This is a genomic window from Seonamhaeicola sp. MEBiC01930 (assembly GCF_045277075.1).
Taxonomy (GTDB): Bacteria; Bacteroidota; Bacteroidia; order Flavobacteriales; family Flavobacteriaceae; genus Seonamhaeicola.
Genome location: NZ_CP104270.1, coordinates 3,077,651 through 3,097,174, shown reverse-complemented (window position 1 = coordinate 3,097,174; position 19,524 = coordinate 3,077,651). Strand labels below are relative to the sequence as shown.

General features: G+C 32.6%; 9 protein-coding genes. 1 reads left to right on the top strand and 8 read right to left on the bottom strand.

Going from position 1 to position 19,524, the window contains the following annotated elements; genetic code table 11:
- The 8 genes from ppk1 to N1F78_RS13320 all read right to left on the bottom strand — a co-directional run bounded on the left by ppk1 (window position 1) and on the right by N1F78_RS13320 (window position 18,502).
- The gene (gene ppk1 / locus N1F78_RS13355; RefSeq protein WP_406683666.1) at window positions 1-2,064 is read right to left on the bottom strand and encodes a polyphosphate kinase 1; all 2,064 of its coding nucleotides are present in this window, start codon (window positions 2,062-2,064) and stop codon (window positions 1-3) included.
- 112 nt (window positions 2,065-2,176) lie between these two features.
- A complete protein-coding gene (locus N1F78_RS13350) occupies window positions 2,177-3,154 on the bottom strand; it encodes a type IX secretion system membrane protein PorP/SprF (protein ID WP_406683665.1) in 978 nt (325 codons plus the stop codon).
- Between the two features lie 16 nt (window positions 3,155-3,170).
- Window positions 3,171-11,411 carry a T9SS type B sorting domain-containing protein gene (locus tag N1F78_RS13345; protein WP_406683664.1) on the bottom strand — a complete coding sequence of 2,747 codons (8,241 nt, stop codon included), beginning with the start codon at window positions 11,409-11,411 and terminating at the stop codon, window positions 3,171-3,173.
- Window positions 11,412-11,754: 343 nt separating this feature from the next.
- Window positions 11,755-14,397: a PorP/SprF family type IX secretion system membrane protein gene (locus N1F78_RS13340; RefSeq protein ID WP_406683663.1), complete on the bottom strand. Its 2,643-nt coding sequence runs from the start codon at window positions 14,395-14,397 to the stop codon at window positions 11,755-11,757.
- A gap of 1 nt (window position 14,398) precedes the next feature.
- The gene (locus N1F78_RS13335; protein ID WP_406683662.1) at window positions 14,399-15,829 is read right to left on the bottom strand and encodes a gliding motility-associated C-terminal domain-containing protein; all 1,431 of its coding nucleotides are present in this window, start codon (window positions 15,827-15,829) and stop codon (window positions 14,399-14,401) included.
- A gap of 57 nt (window positions 15,830-15,886) precedes the next feature.
- Window positions 15,887-17,206 carry a hypothetical protein gene (locus N1F78_RS13330; RefSeq protein ID WP_406683661.1) on the bottom strand — a complete coding sequence of 440 codons (1,320 nt, stop codon included), beginning with the start codon at window positions 17,204-17,206 and terminating at the stop codon, window positions 15,887-15,889.
- Window positions 17,207-17,443: 237 nt separating this feature from the next.
- Entirely contained in the window at window positions 17,444-17,848 is a 405-nt protein-coding gene (locus N1F78_RS13325; protein ID WP_406683660.1) for a hypothetical protein, read from the bottom strand.
- Window positions 17,849-18,016: 168 nt separating this feature from the next.
- On the bottom strand, window positions 18,017-18,502 hold the full coding sequence (locus N1F78_RS13320) for a SixA phosphatase family protein (protein ID WP_406683659.1): 486 nt from the start codon (window positions 18,500-18,502) through the stop codon (window positions 18,017-18,019).
- 468 nt (window positions 18,503-18,970) lie between these two features.
- Between N1F78_RS13320 and N1F78_RS13315 the strand changes: the two genes are divergently transcribed.
- Window positions 18,971-19,516: a hypothetical protein gene (locus tag N1F78_RS13315; RefSeq protein ID WP_406683658.1), complete on the top strand. Its 546-nt coding sequence runs from the start codon at window positions 18,971-18,973 to the stop codon at window positions 19,514-19,516.
- Window positions 19,517-19,524: the final 8 nt, after the last annotated feature.

Genomic DNA, 19,524 nt, shown 5'->3' with positions numbered 1-19,524 from the left:
TTAATTCTTTAGCTTATCTAAATAATAATCATAAATAGCCACTTGTGATCTTATCTTAGGTTTATCATTTACTTTATATTCATTCTCATTAGGTGTATTAATTAACCTAGCTTTAACGTTATCATTCCAACATATATTAAAAGTATCTATAACTTCCTGCTTTACCTCCGGATCATAAATTGGGCAGCTTACCTCCACTCTATTATGTATGTTTCTGGACATCCAATCAGCCGAGGATATGTATATTTTAATTGCTTCACCTTTACCAAAAATGTAAACTCTAGGGTGCTCTAAAAACTTATCTACAACACTTATAACTTCAATATTCTCACTCATACCATCAATACCTGGTATTAAACAACAAATACCTCTAACAATCATATCTATTTTTACACCTGCATTACTAGCCTCATATAATTTATCAATCATAGCATAATTTGAAATACTATTCATTTTTACTCTTATGTAACCACCATTACCTTTCTTGCTTTCTTTAATTTGTTCATCAATTAATTTAAAAATTCTTTTTTCGGTATAATGTGGTGATACAATTAAGTGTTTATAAGAATACACTCTGTAATTGGTGTCAAAGAAGTTAAATATTTTGTTTACCTCCTTTAAAATAGGCTGATTATAGGTAAATAAAGTATAATCTGTATATATTTTCCCGGTAGATTCATTAAAATTCCCAGTACTTATAAACCCGTAACGTTTTAATTTTTTCCCCTCCTCACGTTCAATGACGCACATTTTACTATGAACCTTTAAACCAGGAACACCAAAGTGAAGGTTCACCCCTTCTTTCTTCATTTGTTCAGCATAATAGATATTTGCTTCTTCATCAAACCTAGCTCTTAATTCAATGGACACAGTTACCTGTTTACCATTAATAGCTGCATTCATTAAAGCACTAGCAACATGCGAAATTTCGGCTAACCTATAAATTGTAATTTTAATTGTTTTAACCTTTGGATCTAAAGCAGCTTCACGCAAAAACTTTACTATATATGTAAAAGTATGATAAGGTGCATGAACCATATAATCTTTCTCAGCAATAGCTTTAAAAAGGCTTGTTTTTAAACTTAATCCTTTTACCTGTAATGGCTCAATTTTTTCATACATCAAGTCTTTCCTTCCTAAACTAGGAAAGCTCATATAATCACGTTTATTATGATATCTGCCACCTGGAATAATACTATCCGTATTATCAATTCCCATTTTCTGCATTAAATAATGCAAAGTATCTTCTTCAATGGTTTCATCGTATACAAATCGTACCGGATCACCTATTTCTCTATGCTTAACACTATCTGATAGTTTTTCTATGAAACTCTTACTTAAATCACTTTCAAAATCAAGCTCTGCATCTCTGGTGATTTTAATCATATGGGCGGAAATAGATTCATAATCAAAACTGTCAAAAATATCACTTAAGCAATACCTTAATAAGTCATCGTACATGATTATATAGCTATGACCATTCTGTCTTGGCAATTCAATAAATCTATTTACCCCTTTTGGAATTTCTATTAATGCAAATTGTTTAGAGCCATCTTTCATTTGCATTTTTACAGTTAAATAAGCTGCACTATCTTTTAAATTTGGAAGCTTGACTAAATCATTCAAAATTATGGTAACCAAGGCAGAACTTACATTCTGAAAAAAATATTTTTTTATGTAATCATGTTGATCACTATCAACTTGAGATTCATCAATTACATAAATATTTTCTTCTTTTAGTTTACTATCAACCTCATCTAAAATCTTTATACTTTCTGCTTGTTGTTTGATTACTATTTGAGTAATAATATCTAACAACTCCTTGGCCTTAATCCCTCCAAGTTGATTTTTACCAGCCTTTCCTGCCTCTACAATACGCCTAACTGTGGCATATCTAACCTTAAAGAACTCATCTAAATTATTTGAAAATATTCCTAAAAACCTTAATCTTTCAATTAGTGGGACACGTTTGTCTGAAGCTTCTTGTAAAACTCTTGCATTAAATTGTAACCAACTTATTTCTCTATTTATATAAGTATTCTTGGTAGTTTCAGTTGCAATCATATTTGATAGGATTATTTTCCTAACAAATATATTCTATTTAAGCATAAAAAAGAATGACTCCTGCTCTAATTTTCTTATAATATAAATCCAATATATTTAGACAGTTATAATATTAATGATGAACAGGATCTTGTGTACATGGACAATTACTAATACCCTGTAAAAAGTTAATACCAATAGTTATTACATGAGTACCAGAGTTATAAGCCGATAAATCATTTGTAGTAATTTGATAGGCATAACCAAAATAGAACAAACCTTTACTAAAACCAGCCATTGGACCAATATTTAATGGCTTTAACAATTGGTCGTTAAGAAAACGGTATGAGATACCAGCCCAATAATAGTCTTCATTTCTGTTATACTTTCTAAATTTAAAGTTTAAATCTGTAGCAGAACGTTTATCACTTGTAAACATTTGATAGAATATGGAAGGCTCAAACTCCAAACCACTTTTTTTAGGTCCTCTAAATGTATAACCCGAATAAATCTGATAGTTTAATAGTAAATTTGGTTCAAATGTTCGTTCAGATGAATCAAAATCTTTATCTAGAACGTTATTAACATTTAGACTAAAGAAGAATCCTTTCATTCTAAACAAAGCACCAACATCAAAATTATGATTTGTAGTTCTTCTATCATCCGTTACAAACGGATCTAAAGTTGGATTTTCATAAGTCGTATTAAAATTATTGATATCTATTCTGAAATTATTAATGTTATACGAAATCCCTAAAGACAAATACATTTTAGCATAATAATCTAAAATTAAATGATGGGCAAACGAAAATTTTGCCCCAGTTTGTATGGTATTACCGTTTCTATCATTATAAAACGAAGCACCTAAACCAGTTCTATCTGCAATTCTTGCATCACCATAAATAGATTGATTATCAGGGGCACCTTTAATACCAACCCATTGGGTAAGGCCATTAGCCCTTATTTTTACATTATCTCCTATACCAGCATAAGTTGGAGACACCACAAAATTATTATCTGCTAAATATTGTGTAAACACAGGTAGGTTAAGTTCTTGACCATATGAAGCCACAAAAGATAGAAATAATATGTATACAATTAATTTTCGCATTTAAGTTCTTTTTAAACTACCTATACAGTGTAAAGTGTCCAACAAAATTTCTTTTATCTCTAGTATCATTAAGATTTACAACGTACCAGTAATCTCCTGTAGGTAACTGTTTTCCGTTATACGTACCATCCCATTTTTCATTAACTCTTAACGTAATAACTTTACGACCATATCTATCAAAAATATCAAAGGTTAAATCTTTGTATTGTGATGTACAACCTGGTCCCCAAGTATCTAAATTACCATCTCCGTTAGGTGTGAAATAGTTGGTAATACAAACATCAATAAATTCAAAATATCTTGAAGCTGTTGCAACACAACCATTACTATCTGTTACCGTTACCGAATACTCTCCAGACTCGTAAATTGTGAATGTTCCAGTATCTCCATAAGGTTCAAAATCAACAGTATTCACTCGTTGAATAGCATATTGATAATCTCCTGAGCCTCCACTTGCAAGAGCTTCAATTTCATTTATACCGCCATCATTTAATGCAATTTGTAAAGGATCATATTGATTAACATCAAAGAAAACTACTTGTTCACATCCGTTTGTATGTCTTACCGTGATAGATTGATTTAATCCAGCGGAAACGTCAAGGAATATATTATTTGATTGGAAAATTACCCCATCTAAGGAATAATCTAAATCAGCTGGGTCTAAACTTGAATCAATGCCAACAGTTACTGCATTACTTGTGGCATCTGCAACATCTGTACAATATTCAACTGTAACTTGTGGGTCTAATAAAACAGACTCAGGGAAAGTAATATTCCATTCAGATTCACAACCTTCGGCATCCCTTACATAAACTAAGTGATCTCCTCCGCTTAATCCAGTGAAATCAAAAATGGTTTGACTTGGTCCTCCTGTAACATAATTACCATTAATGTCGTCTAAAGCAACACTGTATGGTAATGTACCTCCAGAAATATTGATGCTAAACTCGCCATTCAAATCACCAGAACACATCTCTGGTAAAATAGAATTTGGAACAATAGTAAGACTCACAAATGTTGGTTCATTCACCGTAAAGTCAAATAACTCATAACACCCTAATTCATCTTGGGCAATAGCCTGATAGTTACCAGGAGCTAAATCTTCAAAAATTGGTTCTTCAAAAAATTGATTCATTTGAGGTGAAATAGCATATTTAATTACACCTGTTCCTCCAGTAGCAACTATTTCCAAAACTCCATTATTTTCACCACTACATGTAACATCTGATACAGAGAAATTAACTTGAAGTGGTAAAGCTGGTTCAGAAATATTTATTGTTGCAGATGTAAATAAACAATCCCCACTATCAACTCTAACTTGGTAATCTCCAATAGTCAAATCAGAAAATACTCCAGGACTATTTTGGGTTGCCGGAATTGGATTTCCTGCAGTGTCTTGTAAAGTATATACATAACTTCCTAATCCACCCTGAGCCACTGCCACAATAACACCTGTGGTATCTCCCGCACAATTAACTTTGGCGTTGGTGTTATCTAACTCTAAGGTTAAAGTTGGAAGCGGATCTATAGTAATTTGATTTGAAACTACTGAAATACATCCATTAACATCTCTTACATAAAACATGTAATCACCTGGACTAACTGGGAAGGTTACAGATGTTGTAAAACTTCCTAAAACCGTTGAAAAATTAGCCGAAGTGCTATAGTCATAAGACCCCGTTCCTCCAGTTGCACTTAAAGTTAATGTAGCATCTGTTGAACAAGTTTGAGGTGTTGCTCTTACTAAATTAGCTTCAATAGGTGTAGGTTCTGTAATTACAACATTAGTTGTTGTAAACTCACAATTATAACCATCTGTTACAGTAACATTATAAGTTCCAATGCCTAAGTCTGCAAAAACTGTTGATGTTTGCGGACCAGAAGAACTTATAGTTGGTGAAACCATGTTTAAAGTATAAATATAATTACTTCCTTGTCCACCCGTAATACTACCAACCGTAATAGTTGCATTAGTATCACCAAAACAAGTTAATAAAGTTGGTGTTGCTGTTATCGTAGCATCAATCGGGGTTGGTAAATCCAACGTTATATTATATGAATCAATACATCCTCCTGCATCGCGTACATTAACAGTGTATGCTCCAGCAGATAAATCTGTAAAGGTCGCATTGGTTGAATAAGCCACAGTTGTAGCTCCAGTTAATTCGTATTCATAACTTCCCCAACCTCCACTTGCAACAGCTGTTATGGTTCCTTTGTCGTCATCACAAGTTACATTAGAAGTTTCTGTAGCCGTAACAGCTAAAGGAGCTGATGGCGTAGGAACTGTAATAGTTCCAGATGATGTGGAACAAAACGGACTAGATGTTTCAGTTACTACAATTGTATAATTATCTGATACTAATCCTGTAATTACTAATGGGTTTGTTGTTGTGTTTGCAGACACTACTCCAAATACAGATGCACTAGAACTATCAAACACTTCATAATTATATGGTCCAGAATAACCGCTAATATTTACTTCTATTGTTCCATCATTATCTCCATAACAAGTAATTTCAGATGAATTGGTTGTAAATGATAATGGAATAGCTTCTGGAACAAAAACAGACACATCAGCAGTACATGTTGTAACAGCATCTGTAATAGTAACAATATATGTTCCTGATGGCACACCACTGAAAACATTTCCTGTTAAACCAATTGATGCTTGATTTGGTACAATACTGAATGTATAAGTTCCAGAACCACCAGAACCAGTAATAGTAATCTCCCCATCATCATCATTACAAGTTGGTAAAACCGTAACATCTGGAATTAAATCAATTGGAGTCTCAATATCTACTGTCTCAATATTTCCACAACCATTTGCATCTTGAATTTCAATTGTGTGCACGCCAGAAGATAAATTAGTTAAAGTAAACGGAGCTGTTCTTGTTTGGAAAGCACCACCATCAATACTATAACTGTATGGTGATATCCCAGATGATGTTAAAACAACATCAATTTCAAAATTACCTTCGGTAACCGTACATTGGTTAGTTACAGATGCAGTAATAACTGGTTCTGGGTCTGCAGCTAAAACTATAGCCGATGTTGTTCTAATACAATTATAAGCATCTTTTACATGTACATAATAAGTGTTTGCATCAACGTTAAATGTATTAGCCGAAGCCCAAGAAGGATCTGTAACTATTGGCGGTATGGCCGATGTGCTAATTTGATACATATATGGAGCCGTACCATCTCGTGCCACTGCACTAATCAAGCCTGATGCAGGGTTACAATTAGCATTCCTATCAACGGAAGCCGTAAGGTTTAAATCGACTACAGATTCATTAATATTAAAAGGTGTTGTAACGATACCACAACCTGCATTGGGACCTGAAGTCTCAGTGACTGAAACAAAATAAGTACCAAAAGGTAATGGCCCAAGATTAGATATTGATATTGATGAACCAGCAGGTACACTTCCTGTACCGCTTACCCCTGTTGATATAAGTGAAAGTGAATCGAAAATTTCATAACTTACGTTAACCGGAGTACCATAAACACTATTAATAGTGAAGGATGCGTTACCATCAGCACTACCCACACAGGTAATATTATTTGATGATAATGCAGTAGTTGTTAAAGTTGAATTTGTAGGAACTGATGATGTTGCAGTTTCATAATAACTACATCCTGTGGCACTATCATAAACTATAAATGTATATGTAATTCCCGGTGTTAAACCTATAAACGTTGTACTTGGTGTTCCAACCACAGGGGCATCTTGTAAAACCCAAGTTCCTCCTGGAGGAGGTGGTGGAATAACACCTCTATAAATATCAAAATAAAACGGACCAGCACTAGCCAAAGCTGTACTAACACTAACTGTAGCTTCTCCTCCTGTTGTACAATCTACAACCGTATCTATAATAATATCTAAATCGTTTGGTGGTGATGCTACCAATATATCTTGAACTATCACGGAACAACCGTTGCTATCAACCACATTAATTTGATATAATCCAAAATCAACTACATCAAAAGTTGTTGATGTTGTTCCCGAAGCATTCAACTCAGTAGCTGAATATCCGTTTGTTCCTGTTACGTAATAATTATAAGGTGCTGTTCCTCCTGTAACTCCATCAATAATAACAGAACCAAATGAAACGCCAAGTGCACTACAAGTAATGTCTACCGCATGATGAGTTACTAAAATTGGAGTAGGCTCCAAAATAGTAATTGTTTCGGTGTCTGTACACGATTTGTCATCTGTTAAAGTTATTGTATATGTTCCAGCTGGTAAACCGGATGTTTGCGTTCCGTAATCAGTTCCAGTTGTATCATTATTTACGTTAATAGTAAATGGTGGTGTTCCAACTAATGCATTAATTGTAATATCTATGGCAGCAGTACTTTCTCCATTACAAAGAATATCTTGTGTTTGAACCACCGAAGTAATTTCAGGATAAGAAATCGTATTAATTGTAGTTACTCCAGACTGAACTGTACACCCCAAAGCATCAGTAATTTCAAATTCGTAAGTTCCGTCATTAGGTGTTGTATAAGTAAAAGTGGTTCCAGTAATAGCAATTGAGGTACCAAAAACACCTCCATTATATGAAACCGCATAAGTATAAGGAGCAGTTCCTCCACCTACAGTTCCATCAATAATCGCATCTGGTGAAACCGTACAATCCAAATCTTTTGTGAGCACCATATTTACTGTAACTGGTGGCATTGGCACAATGGTATATGACTCTGCATACTCACAATCATTAGCATCTCTTACCTGGAAAGTATAAGTTCCTGGAGTTAACCCCACAAATGTATTAGCGGATTGATAAGCCGTTATAGCACTAGCTGGCGCAATAATTTGATATTCTAATGGTGCAGTACCACCTGTAGCTGTAATTGTTACGGTGGTTGTATTTGTAGGACAACTTAATGCTGTATGGCTAAAATCTAAATCTGTTGGTGGGTCTAACGGATCTATCGTTACGGGTGCTGTAATAAAGGTACAGTTACTAGCATCTCTAATAGAAATAGTGTAAGTTCCGTCTGTTAATCCCGTAAATGTTGCTCCTGCCTGATAATTTATGCCATCTCTACTATACATATATGGAGAAGTTCCACCTGTAACACCTGATACTGTAACTACTCCATTACTAGTACAAGTATATGGTGTTGTTATAGTAGCAGTCCCATCAATAGTAGGAGCTGCCGTAATTGTTACTGTTTGAGGTGTTGTAAAACAAACGGCGGTTCCAAAAGTGTATTCAACCATAACATCATATGTTCCTGCAGTAAGCCCTGTAAACACATTTGAGGTTGAGTATGAAGTACCATTATCAATACTATACCTTAGTGTATTACCATTAGGATTGGTTACATTAACAGTAATACCTCCACCATTTACATCATCAGCACACAAAATATTTGTTTGGCTCACCGTGAAATCCGGTTGATCAATGGCATCTATATTAATTGAAACATCTGTAGAACAGTTATTAGAATCAACGACAGTAATATTAAATGTTCCAGCTGCTGACACATCTATAATAGGTGTGGTTTGAAAAACTGTAGTACTATTAACAAAATAGAAATATGGAGCTGTTCCACCTTCAGGATAAACCGTTATTTCTCCATTAGTACATGTTAAAGGTTGTGTTATTGCAGCCGTAGCTGTTAACAAAGGAGGTTCAATAATATCAACCGTATCAGTAAAAGTACAACCATCTTCAGTAGAAACATTAACCGTATATGTTCCTGGATTTAGGTTATCAAAGGTGTAGTTATTCGGGTTAATTGGTCCAACGCTATTAACTAACGTTGCTCCATCATATATTGAGAAATAATATTGTGGTCTAACATCATTCGCTGCCAAAACAATACTACCTAATTCACCATGACATAGCGGTTGTATTACAGTGGTTGAAACTGTAAAATCACGTTCTCTAATTTGAACATCAGGAACCTCAAAAACACAAGGATTAGGAGTAACACCTATTTGTCTAACATAAACCGAGTAAATTCCTGCGGTATTAACAACAAAAGTATTGCTTGACTGATAATTTATACCATCAATACTATATTCATAGCCACTTGGTACGCCACCAACAACAATTTCTCCGGGAGTTGTACAAATGATATCATTTGAGGTAACTGTAGGCACTAATAGGTTTTCATAAACATTGAAGTAATATTGATTAAAACAACCACCTGTATAATTTAATGTTAGTCTATATTGTCCAACAGTATCTATAGTATAATCTGAACCTGTAGCGACCTGATTCCATGCACAGGCACTATCTTCATTAGCACAATCTTGATTCAAAACAGCAGAACAACTTGTTTCATCTAGCCGCTCCCAAATCATAGAAGACGTGTCTGTAATTCCTGTTTGTATCAATCTAGAATCATTTGCACCACATAAAAAGAAATTCGGTAATTCCTTGCCATCATTTGGACAAACAACTACTTGATCTGCAAACGGAGTAACTGGATTAGGTACTCCAGCACCATAAGTTACAACATTAAAAATCTGATCTATGGATTGACAAGGAGCAGTTGCTGCATTATGCACATAATATGTACCTATACTTGTAACTGTAATTGACTGTGTTGTACCAATAACAGGAGTGCCAGAAGGACTGGTAGACCAGGTATATGAATCATAACCATCACCAGCTGTCAACACAACATTATCGCCACAAAGAATTACATCTTCCGTAAAATCACAATCAATATCGGCTAAAAAGTTAGTAGCACCTGGATTTAATAAACACCCCGTATTACTGTTAAAACTTGGGTCGTCTGAAATTGTAAACGTTGGATTTAAAGTCCCATTATAAGTGGCAAATGCTTGATTATCAATTATATTGTCACATGCATCATTAAGTAAACTACAGGTTTGGACAACAGTAACTCTAAATCTTATATCTTGTACAGGATCATTTACTTCTACTACGGAATTATCAACTTCAAAAATAATCTCACGTGTTGTTGCATTATAACTCTGTACCGAAACACCTAGAGGTAAATTCACAATATCAGCTGGATAATTAAAAACAATATTTATAGGAAGAACATCTCTTATAATTAAATTAGTTGCATCATCATTTCCTGTGTTTTGAAAACCAATCACATAATTTAATTCATCACCTAAATTAACTAACTGCCCACCAATATCATTACCAGAAGTATCTTCAACAATTTTTGTAAGTACAATGTTTGGTTCTATAATGTCTACAGCAAGTGCAAAGAAGTATGGAAAAAAGGTATCTCCACTTGTCTCTAAGCGAACCGTAGCAGAAGTGGCTCCATTGGCAATAACACTATTTGCAGGGTTAGGAACAACCATAACGCCAGTATCAAAACCTAATGTGTTTGAACTATTGGGGTTTCTGTTATTAACGGGTGTAGCATTAAGTTGAGTTACCGAACTATTAAAAAAGTTAGTAGCAGGTCTATCTACAGTTGATAAATTAAGACCATTAAGTAATAACTGATCTCCCAAAATAGGACTATCACCCTCTAAAGTAGCAAAAGCAAAATTTGCCCTTACTGGAGCTGGAGCAGGCACTGTTCTAAATCCAGACACCGGAATATCTAAATTTGGATTCCCCCCAGGAACGCTAATTGCACTAAAACCATCAAAACTGGTAATGGATTTTCCTGGTAATGTAGGATCTTCATATACTATAAATAAAGACCAGCCTGCAGAATGCCCTGTTCCATTTCTAGGGCTATATGTATCCGTTTGACCTTGAGCACTTGATACATTAGCAACAGTATAAGTTCCTAAATTATTTGCCAAACCAGTAACAATACTTGTAACATCTGCATAACAGGCATATGGAAAACTATCTCCTCCGTCAACAGAGGTAGTATTTGCGTCAAAAATCACAGTACCAACTATATCATTATAACCACCCGTTGGTCCTCTAAATCTCACATTTGTAAAAGGCTCATTCCCAGGTGTTACTGCACTCCAGTATAATCCGGCATGAATAATTCTATAACAATTTGGGTTATCTATTACTAAGTCTGCACTGGAAGAACTAAAAGTAGAAGCATCTCCATCAATATCAATATAACGCATATCAACAGTATGGTTATACACAGACCCGTTGTTAAATGCATTATTATCAGGACCAAGAATATTATTTCCTATTAAAACAATATCACCTTTTAAATCTTGATTAAATCTTGGAGAAAATGGAATGAAGTTTTGAGCAAATAAATTTGAACAAAACAAAACTAGGACAGCAACAAGCACAAATTTAACATAAGTAGTTTTTTTCATGGTAGTTTCTTTTTTTTCTCTCTTTGGGGCTTTAGAGAAATTTACCTTGCTATAATTTCCTAATCAATATAAGCTTGTACGCAAATACTTCAATATAATTACATGCAGCTTATTTATTTACTTTTAATCGAGGTAAATATCGTAATTTATTTTAAAACGAAGAAGTAAATTAATATATTTTATGTACTTAATCGGTAAAAAAAATCGTTTTAGCGCATATATTAAATTTTTTGTAGTTTTATACATACATATAATTAGAACAAATTCATTTATACACAAAAAAAAAATCAGGTCATATTTACCTGATTTTAATTGCAGTGAGCTCAACAAATTATAGCTAATTCTAATTCTCTATTTTAACAATAGACATTTTGTTATTATAAGGTTCATTTCCTTTTACCTCTAAAGCATTTTGAGCTTGATTAATAGCATTAAATTGCTGATAATATATAAAATATTTATTCGTATTAACATCAAAGAAGAAATTAACATCTTTTCTACCTGAAGAAACAACTTTTGATAAGAATTCGTCCCTTTTTGCTTCATCTTCATGAACTGCTATTACCATATAATAACCGCTTTTTGCATGATCTACATTTTTAACAATTCGGATGTTATTACTAGGCTCTTCACCAAAATCAAAATCGGCTTCAGATAACGCAACTGTACTTACCTCAGTAATTCTTTTAATATTGGCCAAAGACGTACTATCCTTCTTAAATCTATCTTGTTGATTATCATATGCAGCACGCTTGATTCTGCGCTTCCTTTCTATATCAGTAGCCTCTTTAATGGTTATTAATGAAGCCTCTAAATTGGCTTTAGCCTGAATAATATTTAATTGCTGTGTTTTAAGTTCCTCTATTGCTTTTAAATAAACTGCATTTAAAGGATCTTTATTATCTCTTACTTTTCGTTTTCTTATCACAAGAACAGCTTCTAACTCTTCAATCCTTATTCTTTGCTCTTCAATGGTTTTATCTAATTCTTCTTTTAAAGTTTCAATTTCTGCGTTTTCTGCTGAAACACTTTTAAATGGTTTTGGTGCTACATAAATACCTTGTTCACTCAAATCATTCTCTTCCTTTAAGTCTTCTAAATCCTTTTGTTTAATTGCAACTTTCTCCGTTAACCTATCAATCAATGTATTTTGAGCTTCTTTGGTGGCTTTGGCAGATTGATTGATGTTGTTTATTGAATTTGTTGTTTCCTCATCTAATTCAGACTGCATTGCAACAAGGTCTTCATTTTGTCTTGTTTTCTCTTCTTCAGCTTTTAGTCTTTCTGATTCAAGTTTGGCAGCTTCTTCAGCTTCAGCTTTCAATCTTGCAATTTCTAGAACTTTAGCTTCCTCTTCTTCTTTACGCCTTATTGTGTCTAGACGGGATTTCTCTTCCTCTAACTGCTTACGCTTAAGCTCCTCTGCCCTAGCTATAGCTTCGGCTTCTTCCTTTTCTTGTAATTCTCTTTCAGCTTTTGCTCTAGCTACCTCTTCTTCTAACTGCTTACGCTTAAGCTCTTCTGCCCTAGCTATAGCTTCGGCTTCTTCCTTTTCTTGTAATTCTCTTTCAGCTTTTGCTCTAGCTTCCTCTTCTTCTTTACGCTTTATTGCATCTAGACGTAATTTCTCTTCCTCTATCTGCTTACGTTTAAGCTCCTCTGCCCTAGCTGTAGCTTCGGCATCCCGCTTTTCTTGTAATTCTCTTTCGGCTTTAATTTTTTCCTCCTCCTCTTGTTTCTTTCTTTCAAGTACTAGTCTCTCAGCTTCTTCTTTTGCATTTTGTGTTTTTTCAAGTTTATCAGTTTCATTATTATCAATTAATATTTCCTTGTTTTCTTGATCTTTTGAAGCCACCAACTCTTTTTCTTCTTTTCTTATACGTTCTGCTTCTTCTCTTGCTAAACGCTTTTGTTCTAAAACCTCTTTTCTTTTAGCTATTTCCTCTGCTTTTAATCGTGCTACTTCTTCTCTATTGATTTTTGGTTTAGAATTAGAAGAACGATTTGCTATAGTTCGTTTCCTTCTTGATGACTGGAAAACAGACACTTCCTCATCATCATTACTATAAACATATCTGTTGTTATTCTTAAATCTATAAGCTAATGTAAATTCATGCGAATTTCCAAAACCTGATAATTCTCCAACAGATTGTTCATAATTATATTCCAAAGCAATTTGATCACTTACATTAATTCCAACACCTGCAGATGCTCCATATAAAGAATTATACCCTATTTGTCCCCAAATTCCCTTTGGTATTGAAAGCATAACTAAACCTGATATTACCGTGGTTTCTTTTTTGAATTCTGAACGAATTAAAGTTGAAAATTTACTTTCATCAAAAAAACCACGACTATCCATATATCCAGTATACATTATATGTGCTTGAAAACTTTGTTCTGGATTATCTTCTATAATTTTTGAAACATTCAAATTGTATGACACCAAGTTATTAGCAGTAATTCCAAAATCAAAAAACGTGGTTCCGTAATTAATCGCTGGATTTATAGTTATTAAAAAATGCTTTGGCATATTTTGAAGCACAGGGTCTGAAAAATTTGTAATTACATTTGCTTCATTTATACCACTTTGATAAGCTCCAATATTCAAACCAAATGTTAAGTTATTATCTCTATTTAAAGCTGTGTTATATGCAAAGTTTACTATTCCTCCAAAAACAGTTTGCACACCATAATCTTGTTGAAACAAACCAATACCAGCACCTATATTCTCTGTAAATCTACCAGAATAGCTAAACAAAAATGATTGAGGAGCATTATCAAATTGCACCCATTGTTGTTTGTTAGTTAAGCTAATATATTTATTCTGTTCACGTACAAAACTAAAGGTTGGATTAACAGCGTATTTATTAAATTTTAAAGAGTTTCTTATTGGTAGGTCTAAAGCAACAAGCCCATTCTCTTGAGAATGGGTAATTTGCGCTAAGCATAAAAATAAAATCAGGTATAGTAGATTTTTGTTCATGTTATTTGACCACAGTAATTGATCCTTTACGTGTTTGGTTATTTGGGGTTGTAATAATATAATAGTAAACAGGAGTTATATCTTTGACATCTATAACCATGGGCCAATTATTCTGATAATCTACAGTATCCAGAACTATCTTTCCTTGTGAACTTACAATCATAACTTGAGTGTTAGTACCACCTATATACTCTTGTGGAATTACCCAAGTATCATTTATACCGTCTCCATTAGGGCTTATTAAATTTGGAATTTGAGATACATTTGGAAATTGTTCAGTAACATTAAATAAAAATTCTTTAACCGATGAACAACCGATACTTTGTGTTATTGTAACCCTATAGTTTCCAGATTCTGAAATTTCATAACTATTAGATATAGCACCTGGTATTGAAGAGCCATTTCTAAACCATTCATAACTTGGATTCATTGCTGAGGTTGATATGGTAGCTATTAAAACTTCATCATCTCCAAGTCTATTTATGTCATCAACATCAATACTACTGGTAAACCCATTATTTTCTAAATCAATTGATGCTGTAGCATTACAATCGCCTAAATCAACAATTACAGAATAATTGCCGCTTTCATTAGTTACATACATTTGCTCCGTGGCATCATTAATTCTCTCACCATCTTTAAACCATTGATAACTTTCTCCATTAATAGCACTTAAGGTGGTAGGGCCGTTTTCATGACAATACGGATTTCCCAAAGATGAACTAATGGAAGAAATTGTTTCATTAGATGAAGCTTCACTTACTGTTACTCTATTAGAAAATGAATCTGAAGTACAAGAACCATAGTTTGTCTCAACAAAATAAGTACCAGTTTCTGTAACCTCTAAACTTTCTCCAGCAGCCACAAAAACAGAAGTTGTCTCACTAGTTTCTTTATACCAATTAAAAGTTAAAGACGGATACTGTAACGGAGAGTCATTAATAGCTGCCCCTGGATTATCAATAGTTAACAAATAACTATCTCCAGAACAAAAAACAGCAGTTTCAATTAAATTATTGATAGTATATGGGCTATCTTGAATTTTATAATAAGCAGCAAAAGTATTAGAACTACTACTTGTTGCAGCTGGTGATGTGCTTTTTATTCTAATTTTAAATGCTTCTCCAGCTGTATCAGTTGGTAAAGAAAAGTTTATTGTTGCTGGAGAAACTGTTACACTTCCAGCTGTTGAAGTAAAAATTGTTGTAGGATTTGAAAAATCTCCAGTTTCATCAGAAAGCTCAATAATAAATTGATTTGACCCTGTAAGTGCCGATTCGGGAGAAAAAGAAAAAGTTACATCATAACTATTAAATGAATCACTAGCACAAGCTTGAGTAAATCCTAGATTAGGTTTACTAATAACAATTTGTGCATTTACAGATATTGTAAACGCACAGATAAAAAAAATTAAAAGCTTGAAATTTGTCATTACATGGTCCTTCCTTATTTTAATGTTTTCAAGTTATTATTCGTAAAACATTCTCTACTAATCTTCCAAATCAGGATCAATATTAGTTGCAATTATTTTATTTATTCTTAATCTATAATCTGGTCTTCTGTGATTATCAAAATCAATAAATGTTTCAACATTATTACTTTTAGAGTAAACATTAAAAAAAGCTGCGTTTCCATACCAATTTTCTAAATCATCATTATTACTATTGTAAGCAGTAAATATGTTTCCATTACAATTGTTAAAGTACATGTCTGAAAACTTTATTTTCTCTAAACTATCCTGGTTAATTTTAATTCTATCATCTAATATAACTGCTGGATTAAATCCTGAAATAACACTTTTATTCATATTTAAAGAAGCCCCTTCTGCAACATACACTGCTTCTTTCACCAATCCCTTCTCAATATCTTCTTTTAAGGTTTCACTAGAATTTAGCATAGTTAAATTTTCGGCAATAACTAATGTTCCTTGTTTTGAAAAATCAACTTCTTCTTTTTTATCATAAGACAAAACCTTTAAACACCTTGACCCTTCACTACTAGAAACGTATGGCGAGCGAATTGTTAATGAATTAGTTAATTTACATTGCGCTCCATAATTAAACTTAAAATCGTTACTATTAGTTCTGTATGTAATGGCTTTATTAATATTAACCTTACCTCCCCAAACTTCAAATGCGTCTCCGGCACAATAACTTACCATGATATTTTCTATAAGCGTCCCATATCCAATGCCTGCTAAAAGCAAACCATTAAAATACCCCGCTCCTTTTACTCTTTTACCGGCATATTCAATTCTAACAAATTTTAAAGAACCAGCTGAGTTTTCCGAATTATTACCTCCGTAATTTACATTTCCATAATTTGACGGATCTAAATCATTATAATAACTTGCCACAGAACCATTACCAAATTTATTCAAAGGCCCATCTCCTAATAGAATTATACCTCCCCAATCTCCAGCATGTTTAACGCTTCTATTTGAAGAAAATATTATAGGGTCTGTTTCTGTTCCTTCTGCCATTATTTTAGAACCTTTAGAAACTGTTAATGACGTTTTAGTTTTATAATCTGATAATATTACCGTACCTGGTTCAATAGTAAGAGTAGCACCATTGGTTATAAACACACTACCAACAAGTAAGTAAGTATCACGTTTAAAAAGTTTAGTATCCTCTGTAATATTCCCGGAAATAATTTGGGTGGGCTCTCTAAAGTTTTGTTGATTTGGCTGAAACTCAGTCCAATTATCTAGCCAATTTGTAACTCCCACTATCCCTTTCTCTTGCTGAGCATAAAGGTTAGCTGTTATTAATAACATAAAACAAGTTAGTATCTTAAAAGTTTTCATAATCAATTATTTATGAATAATTAGGTAGAAATGGGTATTTCTAAATATATTCAAATTTATAATAAAATCTACGAAATACCAAATTTATCGATGAAATGAAGTTTAGTATAGTTAAATTGTACTTTTTTATCGTTTAAACACTTTTATATCCGTTATAATACATTTTACCCTTTGATGTATAAAAAAAAAAAGAGCCTCAAAGCTCTTTTCTGAATGTATTATATTATTATAAATTATTTAATGAAACTCACTATATTCATGTAAAGATTTTAATATATCTTCATAGAAAAGAATGGCAGAAATTAAATCATCTGTATCAGAATATGGCAAAATCCGTTTTTGGAACTCTTCGTTTTTCTTAAGATAATCATCAGTAGCTTCAAATTGTTCATCTAAAATTTTTCTATTATCATTACTGTTTGGAATACCTAAAGTTGACATTGTAACCCCTGGTTTAGTTGCAAAGGCAATATATGGCATCAGCTGAACAAGACTTTCTATTCTTTCTATATACAATACTAATAATTCACCTTTCTGCTTTCTGTCTAACTCTTCTTTGTTATGATATTTTTTAATTGCTACTTTATCACTAATAATGCTTTTTGGTTCTTTATTCTTTTGAGCATGCAATACACTTGCCATTAGAAAAAAGCTAAAACTAAGTAGGATTAATTTCGTTTTCATTCTTTAAGATTTGTGATTTAATTTTGCTAAAATATACTTTTAATCGTAAAAAACAATCATTTAATCGATATATTTTTAGTTTTTTATGATTTTTCCCAAAATAAATACTTGAATTAATGTTGAAGCTTAAACCCTGTAATCTCTAGGAAATAATTTACAAATTGTATTTCCTCTACACAAAATACCCCAGTTATCAATTTCAAATTCTATGACAACCACCCCAGAAGTAGGAACATTATCTATATAATAATTACCATAAGTATTAGCAAAATCTGTTATGGCATGATTATGACCAAAAACTAATAAGGTTTCAACATTATTATCACAACTTTTAATAACTTCTAACATATCTCGCCCTGAAAAATCATAAAGTTTATGATTTAGTTCTATCTCATTTTTAAATGATAACCCTACTTTGAAAATGTTGGCTGTTGCCTTAGCTCGTAACGCGTCACTCGAAAGAACTTTGTCAAATTCAAAATTTTTAGTTTTTAAATTTTTTGACACAATATTTGCATCATTAATACCTCTTTTTTTTAACGGGCGCTCATGGTCTATAACATCATATTCCCATGAAGATTTTGCGTGTCTTACTAATATTAATTTTTTCATAATATCGATTAAATGCGTTTTTATTCGACAAAAAGTTGTTTTTCTCGATTAAATTCAATTTATTTGCTACATAAAATTACATAAAATAGTATTAAACCAAACATGTTAATGAAGTTAAACATCAAGAGTACAAATAGTTAGAATAAATTTTCGTTTAAAAAACATAAAACCACGATTAAATGTCAAAGCTTTGCCTTTAGTCGAATATATAAGTGCTTTAACACGTATTTTTGAAGAACTAGCTACATATTATTTTTTTTGTTACACCTACTTTAAAAAGAAACTTATGACCCCAAATCTAATTTCAAAAAGTAAAAATGGTATTTTTAACGGTACTGTTTCCTCATTGTTTTCCCCCTCAAAAAACTTTATTACTGTTTATTTTAATTTGTGAATAATCAATTTACGATAGTGATTGTTTAATCTCTATTGTCTATATAGTTTAAAAGAATAATAATTTATTGAATTATGAGAAATAAAACCTCAATAGTTAGTTTATATTTACTTTGTTTCATTATAGCCCTTTCATTTAATGGATATGGTCAAGAAAATGGTATCATTGAATTAAAAAACTCAGTTGACTCAAAAGCATCTAAATCAACATTAGGCCAGAAGTATGCTTCATCAACCTCTTCAGGGCAAACCCAAAGTTATGTTGAAGAATTCAATGATTTAGCATTAAACTTACATCCAACTATTTATGTTAAAAATGGTTTGGAGAAAACATCTTATGGAACAGGTGAAATTATTAGATTAACATTGGAAGACACCAACTCTATCAGTGCTCTTAATTCATTATTAAACAAATATCCAAATATAAATTTATTAACCATTGAATTAGATTCAACCAATGATTTTAACCAAACATTAAATATAACATCGCTTTCAAATTGCCCTAACCTAAAATTTGTTTACATAAGAGGTTCATTTAATTGCAATGAATCTGCTTTAAACCAATTTATTAATGTAGATACAAGCATCAAGGTTTTTTACCTGTGCAAAGAATCTCAATAGCCCCAATT